General features: G+C 71.2%; 12 protein-coding genes. 11 read left to right on the plus strand and 1 reads right to left on the minus strand.

Features of this window, described 5'->3' with window-relative positions:
• Nucleotides 1–21 precede the first annotated feature (21 nt).
• From murD to ACIODU_RS32675, 10 genes are all read left to right on the plus strand, one after another.
• Entirely contained in the window at nucleotides 22–1,431 is a 1,410-nt protein-coding gene (murD, locus tag ACIODU_RS32630) for a UDP-N-acetylmuramoyl-L-alanine--D-glutamate ligase (protein WP_401772598.1), read from the plus strand.
• Between the two features lie 117 nt (nucleotides 1,432–1,548).
• A complete protein-coding gene (gene ftsW, locus ACIODU_RS32635; RefSeq protein ID WP_356432096.1) occupies nucleotides 1,549–3,111 on the plus strand; it encodes a putative lipid II flippase FtsW in 1,563 nt (520 codons plus the stop codon).
• 6 nt (nucleotides 3,112–3,117) lie between these two features.
• Entirely contained in the window at nucleotides 3,118–4,212 is a 1,095-nt protein-coding gene (gene murG / locus ACIODU_RS32640; protein WP_161310645.1) for an undecaprenyldiphospho-muramoylpentapeptide beta-N-acetylglucosaminyltransferase, read from the plus strand.
• A 36-nt stretch (nucleotides 4,213–4,248) separates the two neighbouring features.
• Nucleotides 4,249–5,049, plus strand: coding sequence for a cell division protein FtsQ/DivIB (locus ACIODU_RS32645; RefSeq protein WP_401772603.1), 801 nt, complete (start codon nucleotides 4,249–4,251; stop codon nucleotides 5,047–5,049).
• Between the two features lie 276 nt (nucleotides 5,050–5,325).
• Nucleotides 5,326–6,534, plus strand: a complete 1,209-nt coding sequence (ftsZ, locus tag ACIODU_RS32650) for a cell division protein FtsZ (RefSeq protein ID WP_401772606.1) — start codon at nucleotides 5,326–5,328, stop codon at nucleotides 6,532–6,534.
• The gene (gene pgeF, locus ACIODU_RS32655) at nucleotides 6,531–7,322 is read left to right on the plus strand and encodes a peptidoglycan editing factor PgeF (protein ID WP_401772608.1); all 792 of its coding nucleotides are present in this window, start codon (nucleotides 6,531–6,533) and stop codon (nucleotides 7,320–7,322) included. Before ftsZ ends, pgeF begins: the two co-directional genes overlap by 4 nt.
• Nucleotides 7,319–8,038, plus strand: coding sequence for a YggS family pyridoxal phosphate-dependent enzyme (locus ACIODU_RS32660; protein ID WP_401772611.1), 720 nt, complete (start codon nucleotides 7,319–7,321; stop codon nucleotides 8,036–8,038). The genes pgeF and ACIODU_RS32660 overlap by 4 nt, the downstream gene beginning before the upstream one ends.
• A 124-nt stretch (nucleotides 8,039–8,162) precedes the next feature.
• A complete protein-coding gene (locus ACIODU_RS32665; RefSeq protein WP_161312328.1) occupies nucleotides 8,163–8,774 on the plus strand; it encodes a cell division protein SepF in 612 nt (203 codons plus the stop codon).
• Nucleotides 8,775–8,863: 89 nt separating this feature from the next.
• The gene (locus ACIODU_RS32670; protein ID WP_356432106.1) at nucleotides 8,864–9,154 is read left to right on the plus strand and encodes a YggT family protein; all 291 of its coding nucleotides are present in this window, start codon (nucleotides 8,864–8,866) and stop codon (nucleotides 9,152–9,154) included.
• A 72-nt stretch (nucleotides 9,155–9,226) separates the two neighbouring features.
• On the plus strand, nucleotides 9,227–10,501 hold the full coding sequence (locus tag ACIODU_RS32675) for a DivIVA domain-containing protein (RefSeq protein ID WP_161312330.1): 1,275 nt from the start codon (nucleotides 9,227–9,229) through the stop codon (nucleotides 10,499–10,501).
• Between the two features lie 273 nt (nucleotides 10,502–10,774).
• On the opposite strand, the gene ileS is transcribed toward ACIODU_RS32675, so the two are convergent.
• Nucleotides 10,775–13,930 (minus strand): isoleucine--tRNA ligase, encoded by a 3,156-nt coding sequence (gene ileS, locus ACIODU_RS32680; protein WP_401772615.1) that lies wholly within the window; start codon nucleotides 13,928–13,930, stop codon nucleotides 10,775–10,777.
• Between the two features lie 657 nt (nucleotides 13,931–14,587).
• Here ileS and ACIODU_RS32685 point away from each other — a divergent pair.
• Complete coding sequence (locus tag ACIODU_RS32685; RefSeq protein WP_401772616.1) at nucleotides 14,588–15,430, plus strand: TraR/DksA C4-type zinc finger protein; 843 nt, start codon at nucleotides 14,588–14,590, stop codon at nucleotides 15,428–15,430.
• Nucleotides 15,431–15,489: the final 59 nt, after the last annotated feature.

Below are 15,489 nucleotides of genomic sequence, written 5' to 3' on the forward strand. Positions count from 1 at the left end.
TCGAGTGAACAAGGCGGTCACGTGAACTGGCAGGGCAAGCGGGTCACCGTCGCGGGTCTCGGAGTCTCCGGGATCCCGGCGGCCCGGGTGCTGCACGGCCTCGGCGCCGAGGTCACCGTCGTCAACGACGGCGACGACGAACGGTCCCGTACCCAGGCCGCCGGGCTGGCGGAGCTGGGCGTCACGGTCCGGCTCGGCGACGGGGACACCCTGCCCGCCGGTACGGAACTGGTCGTCACCGCCCCCGGCTGGCGGCCGGACAAGCCGCTGTTCACGGCCGCCGCGGCCGCCGGGGTGGAGATCTGGGGCGACGTCGAGCTGGCCTGGCGGCTGCGGGGGCCCGGCGCGGCCCCCTGGCTCGCCGTCACCGGCACCAACGGCAAGACGACCACCGTCAGGATGCTCGCCTCGATCCTGACGGCGGCCGGACTGCGTACGGCCGCCGTCGGCAACATCGGCGTCTCGCTCCTGGACGCCGTGGCCGGCGACGAGACCTACGACGTGCTCGCCGTCGAGCTCTCCAGCTACCAGCTGCACTGGGCGCCGAGCCTGCGCGCCCACTCCGCCGCCGTGCTCAACCTCGCCCCCGACCACCTCGACTGGCACGGCTCCATGAAGGCGTACGCCGCCGACAAGGGCCGGATCTACGAGGGCAACCGGATCGCGTGCGTCTACAACGCGGCCGACCCGGCGACCGAGGACCTCGTCCGCGCCGCCGACGTCGAGGAGGGCTGCCGGGCGATCGGCTTCACCCTCGGCACGCCAGGACCGTCCCAACTCGGCGTCGTGGACGGCATCCTGGTCGACCGCGCCTTCGTGGAGAACCGCCGCGACCGGGCCCAGGAGCTGGCGCACGTCACCGACGTCGACCCGCCGGCCCCGCACAACATCGCCAACGCCCTCGCGGCGGCGGCCCTCGCCCGTGCCTACGGCGTCGAGCCCGCCGCCGTACGCGACGGACTGCGCGCCTTCCGGCCCGACCCGCACCGGATCGAACTGGTAGCCAGGACCGGCGGCGTCACGTACGTCGACGACTCCAAGGCCACCAACACCCATGCCGCGGAGGCGTCCCTGGCGGCCTACGACCCGATCGTCTGGATCGCGGGCGGCCTCGCCAAGGGCGCGGCCTTCGACGACCTGGTCTCCGGGTCCGCGAAGCGGCTGCGCGCGGTCGTCCTGATCGGCGCCGACCGTGCGCTGATCCGGGAAGCCCTCGCGCGACACGCCCCCGAAGTCCCGGTGGTCGACCTCGACCGGACCGACACTGGAGCGATGCCCGCCGCCGTCCGCGAAGCGGCACGGCTCGCTCAGCCGGGGGACACCGTACTGCTGGCCCCCGCCTGCGCCTCGATGGACATGTTCACCAACTACAACAAACGAGGCGAGGCGTTCGCGGACGCCGTCCGCGCACTCGCCGCCGAGCACGCCTGACCGGCCCGGCCCCCCGGTGCCGTGCCGAGCGGTCCCGGGCACCCGGCCGCGCCACCCGTGCCGCGGTCCTCGGACCTCCGGCAGCCGCGCCAGGCACGACTGGAGGGGACAGCGACGATGCCGGCCGACGACACCGTGGGACGGGACCCGCGCTCCGCGCCACGCGGAGCGGGCCTGACGGGCACTCCCGCCCTCGCGGGGGTGCCGGGAGCGGGTACGGGACCCGGCGGCGGCGCGAAGGCCGCAGCGGGGTCCCTGGCGGTACGGGGGCCCCTCGCCAGGCTCGCCGGTACGGGTCGCCTCGCGGGTACGGGCCGCCTGCCCGGCCTCGTCCTGCGCGGCAAGGCCCCCGGAGCGCCCGTACGGCGTCCCCCCGCCGCCCGCGGCAGGGGGAGCGGCCCCCGCGCCCCCAGACCGCCCCGCGGCGGCGGGATCAGGCGCAGGTTCGAACAGGCCCGGCGCACCTGGGACCGGCCGCTCACCGCGTACTACCTGATCCTCGGCAGCAGTCTGCTGATCACCGTCCTCGGACTGGTGATGGTGTACTCCGCGTCGATGATCAAGGCGCTGGAGCTGTCGCTGCCGGGCGCGTACTTCTTCCGCAAGCAGCTGTTCGCCGCCGGCATCGGCACCGCCCTGCTGCTGGTCGCCTCCCGCATGCCGGCCAAGCTCCACCGCGCCTTCTCCTACCCGCTGCTCGTCGGCACGGTCTTCCTCATGGCCCTGGTCCAGGTCCCCGGGATAGGGCAGTCCGTCAACGGCAACCAGAACTGGCTCTCCGTGGGAGGCCCCTTCCAGCTCCAGCCCAGCGAGTTCGGCAAGCTCGCGCTGATCCTGTGGGGGGCCGACCTGCTCGCCCGCAAACAGGACAAGCGGCTGCTCTCGCAGTGGAAGCACCTGCTGGTGCCGCTGGTCCCGGTCGCCTTCATGCTGCTCGGGCTGATCATGCTCGGCGGCGACATGGGTACGGCGATCATCCTCACCGCGATCCTCTTCGGCCTGCTGTGGCTGGCCGGGGCGCCCACCCGGCTGTTCGGCGGGGTGCTGGGCCTCGCGGGCGTCGTCGGGTTCGTCCTGATCAAGACCAACGAGAACCGGCTGTCCCGGTTCTCCTGCGTGGGGGCGATCGACGTCGGCCCCAACGGCGAGTGCTTCCAGGCCGTGCACGGCATCTATGCTCTTGCCTCCGGCGGATGGTTCGGTTCGGGGCTCGGCGCCAGTGTGGAAAAGTGGGGCCAACTTCCCGAACCGCACACCGACTTCATCTTCGCCGTCACCGGGGAGGAACTGGGGCTGGTGGGGACGCTGTCGGTGCTCGCCCTGTTCGCGGCTCTAGGCTATGCGGGTATCCGCGTGGCCGGACGCACGGAGGATCCCTTCGTGAGGTACGCCGCGGGAGGTGTCACCACGTGGATCACGGCCCAGGCCGTGGTCAACATCGGTGCGGTGCTCGGTCTGCTGCCGATCGCCGGAGTCCCGCTGCCGCTGTTCTCCTACGGAGGATCGGCTCTGCTGCCGACCATGTTCGCCGTCGGGCTGCTGATCGCCTTCGCGCGGGACGATCCCGCCGCGAGGGCGGCCCTGGCCATGCGGCAGCCTGTCTTCAGCAGGAAGCGGGCCGGGGTGAGATGGAAGACGATGAGACGGCGCGTCAAGAAGCGTCCGTCCGGAGAGCGGTGAATTTCGGTGCATGTCGTACTCGCCGGTGGGGGGACCGCCGGCCACATCGAGCCCGCGCTCGCCCTCGCGGACGCCCTGCGCAGGCAGGACCCCACCGTGGGGATCACGGCCCTCGGCACGGAGCGCGGCCTGGAGACCAGGCTCGTTCCCGAGCGGGGGTACGAACTGGGACTCATCCCGGCCGTGCCGCTGCCGCGCCGACCCACCCCTGAACTGATCACCGTCCCGGGACGGCTCCGCGGCACGATCAAGGCCGCCGAGCAGATCCTGGAGCGCACGAAGGCCGACTGCGTCGTCGGCTTCGGCGGCTATGTCGCGCTGCCCGGCTACCTCGCCGCCAAGCGGCTGGGCGTGCCCATCATCGTGCACGAGGCCAACGCCAGGCCGGGCCTCGCCAACAAGATCGGGTCGCGGTACGCGGCGGCCGTCGCCGTCTCCACGCCGGACAGCAAGCTCCGGGGCGCCCGCTACATCGGCATCCCGCTGCGCCGCACGATCGCCACCCTCGACCGCGCCCGGGTCCGTCCCGAGGCGCGCGCGGCCTTCGGCCTCGATCCCAACCTGCCGACGCTGCTCGTCTCCGGCGGCTCGCAGGGCGCACGCCGGCTCAACGAGGTGGTGCAGCAGGTCGCTCCGGTGCTCCAGCGCTCCGGGATCCAGATCCTGCACGCGGTCGGCCCGAAGAACGAATTGCCGCATGTGGACAACATGCCCGGAATGCCGCCCTATATCCCGGTACCGTATGTGGACCGGATGGACCTCGCGTACGCGGCGGCGGACATGATGCTCTGCCGTGCGGGCGCGATGACCGTCGCCGAACTCACCGCCGTCGGGCTGCCCGCCGCCTATGTGCCGTTGCCGATCGGCAACGGCGAACAGCGGCTCAACGCCCAGCCGGTGGTGAAGGCGGGCGGTGGACTGCTCGTCGACGACGCCGAACTGACGCCCCAGTGGGTGCAGGGCAACATCCTGCCGGTGCTCGCCGATCCGCACCGGCTGTACGAGATGTCCCGCGCGGCCGCCGAGTTCGGGCGCCGGGACGCTGATGATCTGCTTGTCGGCATGGTGTACGAGGCGATCGCCGCGCGCCGGCAGGCGTAGCGCGCCGCGAGGCGCCGAACGAGAGAGGCAGGGAGCGTGGCCGGACCGACGACCGCCGCACGGGACGCGCGGGCGCAGGCGGAGTCCGGCCGCTCCGGGCCGGGCGGCTCCCCGTCCGGCCGCCGCTTCCGGCTCCCCGGCCGGTACGCGCTGATCGCGGTGGCCGCCGGGGCCGCCCTGGCCGCCGGCGCCGGGATCTGGGTGCTGTACGGCTCGCACTGGCTGCGGGTCGAGCGGGTGAGCACGTCCGGCACGGACGTGCTCACCGTCGCGCGGGTGGAGGAGGCCGCGGCCGTCCCGATCGGGTCGCCGCTGGTCTCCGTGGACACCGGTGCGATCGAGGAGCGGCTCCGGCGGCGGCTGCCGCGGATCGAGACGGTCGAAGCGATCCGGTCATGGCCGCACGGAATCAGTCTGAAAGTGACCGAACGACAGCCCGTCCTGCTGATCGAAAAGGGCGGAAAGTTCATCGAAGTGGACGCCGGCGGAACTCGTTTCGCCACCGTCGGGCAGGCCCCGAAGGGCGTACCCCTCCTGGAATTGACGGGGAAACAGTCAGCCGGGCAGCAGCGCTTCCCGGCGGACCGGCTGACCCGCGAAGCCGTCCGCGTGAGGAGCGAACTTCCCCGGAAAGTCGCCGCGGACACCAGGGCGGTCCGGGTGCGTTCGTACGACTCGATCTCGCTGGAGCTGACCGGCGGACGTACGGTGATGTGGGGAAGCGGCGAGGACGGCGCGGCCAAGGCGCGTGCGCTCACCGCCCTCATGAAAGCAGCCCCCGGGGCGGGCCACTTCGACGTCAGCGCGCCCACCGCGCCCGCCTCGTCACGGAGTTGACGCTCATATGTGCTGGCCAGCACCCTGGTTGGTCAGCGCTATGGGTGATCACATAGGGTGAAAAGAAAAACGGGAGGTTCGGCGTGTTCGTTGAACGTGCGCCACTTGTCGACTTAGTGTCCTGTTCGGAAGAGTCCTAGAAGCGGACACACAGGTAACCCTGAACTTTCGACGTCAGGGTTTGGGTCGGCGTTCCGGACCGTCCCATCGGCATCAGTCTCGCAGCGCGACTTCAGCGAAGCGACGACACGTAACTCGAGGCGAGAGGCCTTCGACGTGGCAGCACCGCAGAACTACCTCGCAGTCATCAAGGTCATCGGTGTCGGCGGCGGTGGTGTCAATGCCATCAACCGAATGATCGAGGTCGGTCTCAAGGGCGTCGAGTTCATCGCGATCAACACTGACGCGCAAGCCCTGTTGATGAGCGACGCCGACGTCAAGCTCGACGTCGGCCGCGAACTCACCCGGGGCCTCGGCGCCGGAGCCAATCCGGCGGTCGGTCGCAAGGCGGCAGAGGACCACCGTGAGGAGATCGAGGAGGTCCTCAAGGGGGCCGACATGGTCTTCGTCACCGCAGGCGAGGGAGGCGGCACCGGCACCGGTGGCGCGCCCGTGGTCGCCGCCATCGCGCGTTCGCTGGGCGCCCTCACGATCGGTGTGGTCACCCGCCCGTTCACCTTCGAGGGCCGCCGCCGCGCGAACCAGGCGGAGGACGGCATCGCCGAGCTCCGCGAAGAGGTCGACACCCTCATCGTCATCCCCAACGACCGGCTGCTGTCCATCTCGGACCGTCAGGTCAGCGTGCTGGACGCCTTCAAGTCGGCCGACCAGGTGCTGCTCTCGGGTGTCCAGGGCATCACCGATCTGATCACCACACCGGGTCTGATCAACCTCGACTTCGCCGACGTCAAGTCCGTGATGTCCGAGGCCGGCTCGGCGCTCATGGGCATCGGCTCGGCCCGCGGCGACGACCGCGCGGTGGCCGCCGCCGAGATGGCGATCTCCTCGCCCCTGCTCGAAGCGTCCATCGACGGCGCCCGCGGTGTCCTGCTCTCCATCTCCGGCGGTTCCGACCTCGGTCTCTTCGAGATCAACGAGGCCGCGCAGCTCGTGAGCGAGGCCGCCCACCCCGAGGCCAACATCATCTTCGGCGCCGTCATCGACGACGCCCTGGGCGACGAGGTGCGGGTCACCGTGATCGCGGCGGGCTTCGACGGCGGACAGCCGCCGACGCGCCGCGAGACCGTGCTCGGCGCCGGCAAGCGCGAGGAGCAGCAGGCCCCGCCGCGGTCCGCGGACACCGGCAGGCCCGCCGGCGGACTCGGTACGGTCCCGCCGCGCGACGACAGCCCGGCCAAGCCGGAACCGGCGCAGGCGGTCAACGAGAAGCCGCTCCCGCCGATCAGCTCGCCGCACGTCCCGCCGGCCCGTCCGTACCAGGACACCCAGGTCGAAGAGCTGGATGTTCCGGACTTCTTGAAGTGATAGAGCGGCAGGACACCGAGAGCGGCGCGCACTTCGCCTTCACCGACAGGTGGGGCGGGGTGAGCGCCGTTCCGTACGAACAGCTCAATCTGGGCGGCGCGGTCGGCGACGACCCGGCCGCCGTGCGGACCAACCGCGAACTCGCCGCGAAGTCCCTGGGCCTCGACCCGGGGCGGGTGGTCTGGATGAACCAGGTACACGGCCGCGAGGTGGCGGTCGTGGACGGCCCCTGGCCCGCGGCGGACGCGGCGGCTCCCGCGAGCCCCGCCGCCCCTTCCGGGATTCCGCCGGTCGACGCGCTGGTCACCGCGCGGGGCGGACTCGCCCTCGCCGTGCTCACCGCGGACTGCGTGCCGGTGCTGCTGGCCGACCCGGTCGCCGGGATCGCGTCCGCCGCCCACGCCGGACGCCCCGGGCTGGTCGCCGGGGTCGTGCCCGCCGCCGTCAAGGCCATGGTCGCGCTCGGCGCCGAACCGTCCCGGATCACCGCCCGGACCGGACCGGCCGTCTGCGGACGCTGCTACGAGGTCCCGGCGGCGCTGCGCGACGAGGTCGCCGCGGCCGTACCGGAGTCCTGGGCCGAGACCGGCTGGGGCACCCCGGCCGTCGACGTCGTCGCGGGCGTGCACGCGCAGCTCGCCGCGCTCGGGATCGAGGACCGGGAGCGGTCGGACTTCTGCACGCGCGAGTCCGGCGACCACTTCTCGTACCGCCGCGACCGGACCACCGGCCGGCTCGCCGGCTATGTCTGGCTGGACGGCGCCGACGGCCCGGGCGGTGCGGCATGACGGACCGCAGGACCGAACTCGCAGGCAATCTCGCGAAGGTGGAGGACCGGATCGCCGGGGCCTGCGCCGCCGCCGGGCGCGCGCGGGAGGAGGTGACCCTGATCGTGGTCACCAAGACCTACCCCGCGAGCGACGTCCGGATCCTGCACGAGCTGGGGGTGCGGGAGGTTGCCGAGAACCGCGACCAGGACGCCGGGCCCAAGGCGGCCGCCTGTCAGGATTTGTCGTTGACGTGGCACTTCGTGGGCCAGTTGCAGACCAACAAGGTTCGTTCCGTGGCGGGTTACGCCGATGTCGTGCAGTCTGTCGACCGGGTGAAGCTCGTTTCCGCCCTCTCCGCCGCGGCGGTCAGGGCGGAGCGCGAACTCGTCTGCCTGATCCAGGTCGCGCTCGACGCCGGTGCGGGCGAGCGCGGGGCGAGAGGGGGTACGGCACCCGGCGGGATCGAGGAGTTGGCCGCCGCGCTGGCCGCTGCGCCGGGTCTGCGGCTCGGCGGTCTGATGACCGTGGCGCCGCTGGCCGGACCGTACGCGGGACGGCAACGGGCGGCGTTCGAGCGGCTGCTGGAATTCTCATCCCGCCTGCGCGCGGACCATCCGGCTGCGAACATGGTGTCCGCAGGGATGAGTGCGGACCTCGAAGCAGCCGTCATGGCCGGAGCGACACATGTACGCGTCGGTACGGCGGTGCTCGGAGACCGACCTCGGCTCGGGTAACGTCGCGAAGCAAGTCGGACCACAGCAGAAAATATGGTCATTCCCGCCGATTGACGGGTGGACCGAGTGGATCGCGGGCACTTGGTGACGAGGCCGATCCACCACAGAGCGGAGGACTCAGAGCATGGCCGGCGCGATGCGCAAGATGGCGGTCTACCTCGGCCTCGTGGAGGACGATGGGTACGACGGCCGGGGCTTTGACCCCGACGACGATTTCGAACCCGAGCCGGAGCCCGAGCGGGAGCACCGGCGCCACCAGCCCGTGCACCAGCAGGAGCGGGAAGAACCGGTGCGGATGGTCCAACCACCCGCGCAGCGCGAGCGCGAGCCGGTGCCCCTAGCGGTAGAAAACGGACGTCCGGCGCGAATCGCCCCCGTGGCATCCATCACACCTGAACGTCCGAGCCTGGAGAAGAACGCACCGGTGATCATGCCCAAGGTCGTGTCCGAGCGGGAGCCCTACCGCATCACCACGTTGCACCCGAGGACCTACAACGAGGCCCGTACCATCGGGGAACACTTCCGTGAGGGCACGCCTGTGATCATGAATCTCACGGAGATGGACGACACGGACGCCAAGCGACTTGTCGACTTTGCCGCGGGTCTTGTCTTCGGTCTCCATGGCAGCATTGAACGGGTGACGCAGAAGGTGTTCCTGCTGTCTCCTGCTAACGTCGATGTCACGGCGGAGGACAAGGCCCGCATCGCAGAGGGCGGATTCTTCAACCAGAGCTGAGAACACGGCACCGGGAACGACCCGGTCGCAGGGCGGGAACGATCCGGTCGCAAGGCCGGACCGGGGACCAGGGGAGAGGGAAGCACGGGATGGGCGTCGCACTGGAGGTGATCTACATCGTTCTGGTGTGTTTCCTCGTCGTGCTTATTTTCCGGCTGGTCATGGACTACGTCTTCCAGTTCGCCCGCTCGTGGCAACCCGGCAAGGCGATGGTGGTCGTCCTGGAGGCCACCTACACTGTCACCGATCCACCGCTCAAGCTTCTGCGGCGGTTCATTCCGCCGCTGCGTCTCGGGGGCGTGGCACTCGACCTGTCCTTCTTCGTTCTGATGATCATCGTGTACATCCTCATCTCGGTCGTGAGCGGTCTCGCGACGTGAGCGACCTGGTGAGGGGAATGTGAACGATACGGTCTTGCCGACTGCCGACGACTACGTAGAGGTGAAGAAGAGATGCCGTTGACCCCCGAGGACGTGCGGAACAAGCAGTTCACGACCGTCCGCCTCCGAGAAGGCTATGACGAGGACGAGGTCGATGCCTTTCTAGACGAGGTCGAGGCCGAACTCACGCGCCTCCTTCGTGAGAACGAGGATCTGCGCGCCAAGCTGGCCGCCGCCACGCGCGCCGCCGCGCAGAACCAGCAGCAGCAAGGCATGCGCAAGCCTCCGGAACAGCAGGATCGGCCCGGGGCCCCGGTGCCCGCCGCCATATCCGGACCGCCGCAGCAGCAGCAGCCCCCGCAGATGGGTCCGCCCCAGCTGCCCGGTGGTGCTCCGCAGCTTCCTGCGGGTCCGAGCGCGCACCCCGGCCACGGTGGTCCCCAGGGTCACGGCCCGCAGCAGGGCCAGCACGGCCCCGGTCCGATGCAGGGCGGCCCCATGGGCCAGATGCAGGGCCCCATGCAGGGTCAGATGCAGGGTGGCCCGATGCAGGGCGGTCCCATGCAGGGCCAGATGCAGGGTGGCCCGATGCAGGGTCAGATGCAGGGTGGTCCCATGCAGGGCCAGATGCAGGGCGGACCCATGGGCGGCCCGATGGGCGGTCCCATGGGCGGTCACCCGCAGCAGGGGCAGCTCGGCCAGGGTCCCGGCGGCGACAGCGCGGCACGCGTGCTCTCGCTGGCGCAGCAGACCGCCGACCAGGCGATCGCCGAGGCGCGTTCCGAGGCCAACAAGATCGTCGGTGAGGCACGCAGCCGCGCCGAGGGTCTGGAGCGGGACGCCCGTGCCAAGGCGGACGCGCTGGAGCGGGACGCCCAGGAGAAGCACCGTGTGGCGATGGGCTCCCTGGAGTCCGCGCGCGCCACGCTGGAGCGCAAGGTCGAGGACCTCAGGGGCTTCGAGCGGGAGTACCGTACGCGGCTGAAGTCCTACCTGGAGAGCCAGCTGCGCCAGCTGGAGACCCAGGCGGACGACTCGCTCGCACCGCCGCGTACGCCTTCGGCGCCCTCGCTGCCGCCGTCGCCCTCGATGGCTCCGGCCGGCGCGGGTGCGATGGGGCACTCCATGGGCAACGGGTCGATGGGCAACGGCTCCATGGGGAACGGGTCCATGGGTGGCTCGATGGGCCACGGCGGTCCGGCCGCGGGTCCGTCGTACGGCGGGCAGCAGCAGATGTCGCCCGCGATGACGCAGCCGATGGCGCCGGTGCGGCCGCAGGCGCCGCAGCCGATGCAGCAGGCGCCGTCGCCGATGCGGGGCTTTCTGATCGACGAGGACGACAACTGAGGCCGCTTGGCGGTGCGTGACGCGTGGCCGTCGGCAGGCTGACGCTTCAACAGGGCCGGGCCCGGGGTTTTCACCCCGGGCCCGGCCCTGTTCGTGTGCGGTGGTAGCCGCTGCGCGGCTTTCCCTTACCCGCCCCTTCCCGAAACCGGGGCTCCGCCCCGGACCCCGGTCCTCAAACGCCGGACGGGCTGAGAATCAAGCCCGTCCGGCGTTTGAGGACACGGGGGTCTGGGGGCTCGCCCCCAGTTTCGGGAAGGGGCGGGTAGGGGAACCTCAGGCCTTGCGCAGGTGGAACGTCAGGGACAGGCCCTCGTCCGTGAACGGGGCGCCGTACGTGGCGTCCGGGACGCCCTCCGCGTAGTCCGTCGACAGGACCTCGTCCGCGATCAGCGCCGCGTGGTCCGTCAGCGCCGTACGGACCGCCTCGTCCGTCGTCCGCCAGCGCAGCGCGATGCGGTCCGCCACGTCCAGGCCGCTGTTCTTGCGCGCCTCCTGGATCAGCCGGATCGCGTCACGGGCCAGGCCCGCCAGCCGCAGTTCGGGGGTGATCTCCAGGTCCAGCGCGACCGTCGCGCCCGAGTCGGAGGCCACCGACCAGCCCTCCCGCGGGGTTTCCGTGATGATCACCTCGTCGGGGGCGAGCGTGATCGTCACGCCGTCCACCGTCACCGACGCCGTGCCCTCCCGCAGCGCCGCGGACAGCGCCGCCGCGTCCGCCTCGGCGACCGCCTTCGCGACCGCCTGGACGCCCTTGCCGAAACGCTTGCCCAGCGCGCGGAAGTTCGCCTTCGCCGTCGTGTCGACCAGCGAGCCGCCGACCTCGGCGAGCGTGGCGAGGGACGAGACGTTCAGCTCCTCCGTGATCTGCGCGCGCAGTTCGGCCGACAGCGCCTCGAAGCCCGTCGCCGCGATCAGGGCGCGCGACAGGGGCTGGCGGGTCTTGACGCCCGACTCCGCGCGCGTCGCCCTGCCCAGCTCCACCAGGCGCCGTACCAGCAGCATCTGCTGGGAGAGGGTGGGGTCGATCGCCGCCAGGTCCGCCGCCGGCCAGTCCGCCAGGTGCACCGACTCCGGCGCGTCCGGCGTGACCGGTGTGATCATGTCCTGCCAGACCCGCTCGGTGATGAACGGCGTCAGCGGGGCCATCAGGCGGGTGACCGTCTCGACCACCTCGTGCAGCGTGCGCAGCGCCGCCTTGTCGCCCTGCCAGAAGCGGCGGCGGGAGCGCCGTACGTACCAGTTGGAGAGATCGTCGACGAACGCCGACAGCAGTTTGCCGGTGCGCTGGGTGTCGTACGCCTCCATCGCCTCCGTCGCCTGGTCGACCAGCGCGTGCAACTCGCTGAGCAGCCAGCGGTCCAGCAGCGGGCGGTCGGCCGGCGCCGGGTCGGCCGCGCTCGGCGCCCAGTCCGACGTCCGCGCGTACAGGGCCTGGAAGGCGACCGTGTTCCAGTAGGTGAGGAGGGTCTTGCGGACGACCTCCTGGATCGTGCCGTTGCCGACCCGGCGCGCCGCCCACGGGGAGCCGCCGGCTGCCATGAACCACCGCACGGCGTCGGCGCCGTGCTGGTCCATCAGCGGGATCGGCTGGAGGATGTTGCCCAGGTGCTTGGACATCTTCCTGCCGTCCTCGGCGAGGATGTGCCCGAGGCAGACCACGTTCTCGTAACTCGACTTGTCGAAGACGAGCGTGCCGACGGCCATCAGCGTGTAGAACCAGCCGCGCGTCTGGTCGATCGCCTCGGAGATGAACTGCGCCGGGTAGCGCTTCTCGAACAGATCCTTGTTCCGGTACGGGTAGCCCCACTGCGCGAACGGCATCGAACCGGAGTCGTACCAGGCGTCGATGACCTCGGGCACGCGGGTCGACGTCTGCCCGCAGTCGGGGCAGGCGAAGGTCACCTCGTCGATGTACGGGCGGTGCGGGTCGAGCCCGGACTGGTCGGTGCCGGTCAGTTCGGTCAGCTCGGCGCGGGAGCCCACACAGGTGAGGTGGTTGTCCTCGCAGCGCCAGATCGGCAGCGGGGTGCCCCAGTAGCGGTTGCGGGACAGCGCCCAGTCCACGTTGTTGTTCAGCCAGTCGCCGTAGCGGCCGTGCTTGACCGAGTCCGGGAACCAGTTGGTCTTCTCGTTCTCCTCCAGCAGCCGGTCCTTGACCGCCGTCGTGCGGATGTACCACGAGGGCTGCGCGTAGTAGAGGAGCGCGGTGTGGCAGCGCCAGCAGTGCGGATAGCTGTGCTCGTACGGCACATGGCGGAAGAGCACCCCGCGCTCGCGCAGGTCCTCCGTCAGCGCTTCGTCCGCCTTCTTGAAGAAGACGCCGCCGACCAGCGGGACGCTCTCCTCGAAGGTGCCGTTCGGGCGGACCGGGTTGACGACCGGCAGGCCGTACGCGCGGCAGACCTTGAGGTCCTCCTCGCCGAAGGCGGGGGACTGGTGGACCAGGCCGGTGCCGTCCTCCGTGGTGACGTACTCCGCGTTGACCACGTAGTGGGCGGTCGTGCCCTCGGGGAAGTCGATCAGCCGGAAGGGCCGGTCGTACGTCCAGTACTCCATCTCGCGGCCGGTGAAGGACTCACCGGTCACCTCCCAGCCCTCGCCGAGCGCCTTCGCGAGCAGCGGCTCGGCGACGACCAGCTTCTCCCGGCCGTCCGTCGCGACCACGTACCGCACGTCGGGGTGGGCGGCGACGGCGGTGTTCGACACCAGGGTCCACGGAGTGGTCGTCCAGACCAGCAGCGACGCCTCGCCCGCGAGCGGGCCGGAGGTCAGCGGGAAGCGGACGAAGACCGAGGGGTCGATGATCGTCTCGTAGCCCTGCGCCAGCTCGTGGTCGGACAGGCCCGTCTCGTCGCGGGGGCACCAGGGGGCCACCCGGTGGTCCTGGACCAGCAGGCCCTTGTTGAAGATCTCCTTGAGGGACCACCACACCGAGTCGACGTACTGCGGGTCCATCGTGCGGTACGCGTCGTCGAGGTCGACCCAGTAGCCCATGCGGGTCGTCAGCTCGGTGAACGCGTCGGTGTGGCGGGTCACCGACTCCCGGCACCTGGCGTTGAACTCGGCGATGCCGTACGCCTCGATGTCCTTCTTGCCGGTGAAGCCCAGCTCCTTCTCGACGGCCAGCTCGACCGGCAGGCCGTGGCAGTCCCAGCCGGCCTTGCGCGCGACGTGGTAGCCGCGCATCGTACGGAAGCGCGGGAAGACGTCCTTGAAGACGCGGGCCTCGATGTGGTGGGCGCCCGGCATGCCGTTGGCGGTGGGCGGGCCCTCGTAGAAGACCCACTCGGGGCGGCCCTCGGAGTGGGCGAGGGTCTTGTCGAAGATCTTGCCGTCGCGCCAGAAGTCGAGCACGGCGTGCTCCAGCGCGGGCAGGTCGACCTGGGCGGGCACCTGGCGGTACCGGGGGGTCGCGGGCGTCGATGTCATCTGGTGGTCTTCCTCCGGCGGAACTGCGTCGTCTCCGTCGGAGGGACGAGAGCTGCGCTCCCGCGGTACCACCCTCCTTGGCCCCGGGCGTGCCGCCCGTGGCCCCCTCATTGGGTCGCGCTGCCGGGTCTACTCGCCCGGGACCTACCTGGTGGTACGTCCCCGGACTTTCTTCCGGCGGCTCCGGGGTGATGCTTCGCCCCGCGCTCGCCCCCGGGCTCTCACCGTCCCCGGGTCGCTCATGGCCGCTCACGGGGGTACTCGTCCCCATCCACGCCTCTCGCTGCGTCCAGTGTACGGGGCGGGGCGGGGCCCGGCCGACGGGTTTACGCCGCTCCGGCAGGCGGCGGCGTAGGTTGTCGCCGCGGTGGCCGCCCAGGTCGCCGCCGTGCCCCGGGGCGCCGTACGGCCGAACGTCCGGCTCGGACGGGCGAACGGGCGCATCCGGGCTCCGGAGCCGCTCGCGTGGCGGATTACCGGGCGGCGAGGTGGGCACAACGGTGGGAGGCTCCTGTTGTCGCGGCACAGAAGGGGCCGGGGTCCTGTCGCCGGACGGGACCCGAGCGGCGGCGTGCCCCGTTGCCGCGGGGCTGGGGTCGATTTATCGTCCCAGCACGATTCGCGAGCAAGATCACCAAGTGTGAAGGGGCCGCGGCCATGGTGGCGAAGAAGAGCGCCGCGAAGAAGACGACCGCGCCGAAGGCCGCGGCGAGGAAGGCCGCCGGGACCACGGTGAACACCGCGGCGGCCGACCGGGCACCGACCGGGGACACACCGGCCGGGGGCGCACCGCCCCAGGAGTCCGCGAAGAAGGCCCGGGCCGGGAAGCCGGCGGCGAAGAAGCCGGTGACGAAGAAGTCAGCGGGCAGGAAGCCGGCGGGCGACAAGCCGGCGGCCGGGACATCGGCGGCCGGGAAAACGGCGCCCGCCAGGGCGGCCGGCAATGCGTCACAACAGGCCGCGTCCGCGGCCGAGGGGGCGGCCGAGGCCGCGGAACAGACGGGAGCCAAGACGGTGACAGCGAAGAAGACCACGGGGGACAGGACACCGGCCGCGGGCAAGGCCCCGGTCACGGCACCGGCCGCCGCCACGGCCGCACCGCCGGGCGAACTGGCGGTACGGCCCGGCGAGGACCCCTGGACCCCGGAGGAGGTCGCGGAGGCCCGCGCGCTGATGGAGAGCGAGGTCACCCGGCTCCAGGCCGAGCTGGCCTCGTCCGAGGCGTCGCTCGTCGGGCTCATGCGGGACTCCGGGGCGGGCGCCGGTGACGACGACGCCGACACCGGTACGAAGAACATCACCCGCGAGCACGAGATGTCCCTGGCGGCCAACGCGCGCGAGATGCTGGAACAGACCGAGCGGGCGCTCCTGCGCCTCGACGCGGGCACATACGGGCTCTGCGAGGTCTGCGGCAAGCCCATCGGCAAGGCCAGGATGCAGGCGTTCCCGCGGGCCACCCTGTGTGTGGAGGACAAGCAGAAGCAGGAACGTCGAGGCTGAACTCGCACGCCTGTGTCGTACCCTCGTCCTCTATAAGACATCTAGGTTGAGGGACTCAC

Source organism: Streptomyces sp. NPDC088261 (assembly GCF_044740805.1).
Classification (GTDB): Bacteria; Actinomycetota; Actinomycetes; order Streptomycetales; family Streptomycetaceae; genus Streptomyces.

What these genes read in the sequence shown, in the direction of transcription:
- ftsW (WP_356432096.1), top strand. Translation starts at nt 1,549, where the DNA reads ATGCCGGCCGACGACACCGTGGGACGGGACCCGCGCTCCGCGCCACGC.
- ACIODU_RS32660 (WP_401772611.1), top strand. Translation starts at nt 7,319, where the DNA reads ATGACGGACCGCAGGACCGAACTCGCAGGCAATCTCGCGAAGGTGGAG.
- ACIODU_RS32665 (WP_161312328.1), top strand. Translation starts at nt 8,163, where the DNA reads ATGGCCGGCGCGATGCGCAAGATGGCGGTCTACCTCGGCCTCGTGGAG.
- ACIODU_RS32670 (WP_356432106.1), top strand. Translation starts at nt 8,864, where the DNA reads ATGGGCGTCGCACTGGAGGTGATCTACATCGTTCTGGTGTGTTTCCTC.
- ACIODU_RS32675 (WP_161312330.1), top strand. Translation starts at nt 9,227, where the DNA reads ATGCCGTTGACCCCCGAGGACGTGCGGAACAAGCAGTTCACGACCGTC.
- ileS (WP_401772615.1), bottom strand. Translation starts at nt 13,930, where the DNA reads ATGACATCGACGCCCGCGACCCCCCGGTACCGCCAGGTGCCCGCCCAG.
- ACIODU_RS32685 (WP_401772616.1), top strand. Translation starts at nt 14,588, where the DNA reads ATGGTGGCGAAGAAGAGCGCCGCGAAGAAGACGACCGCGCCGAAGGCC.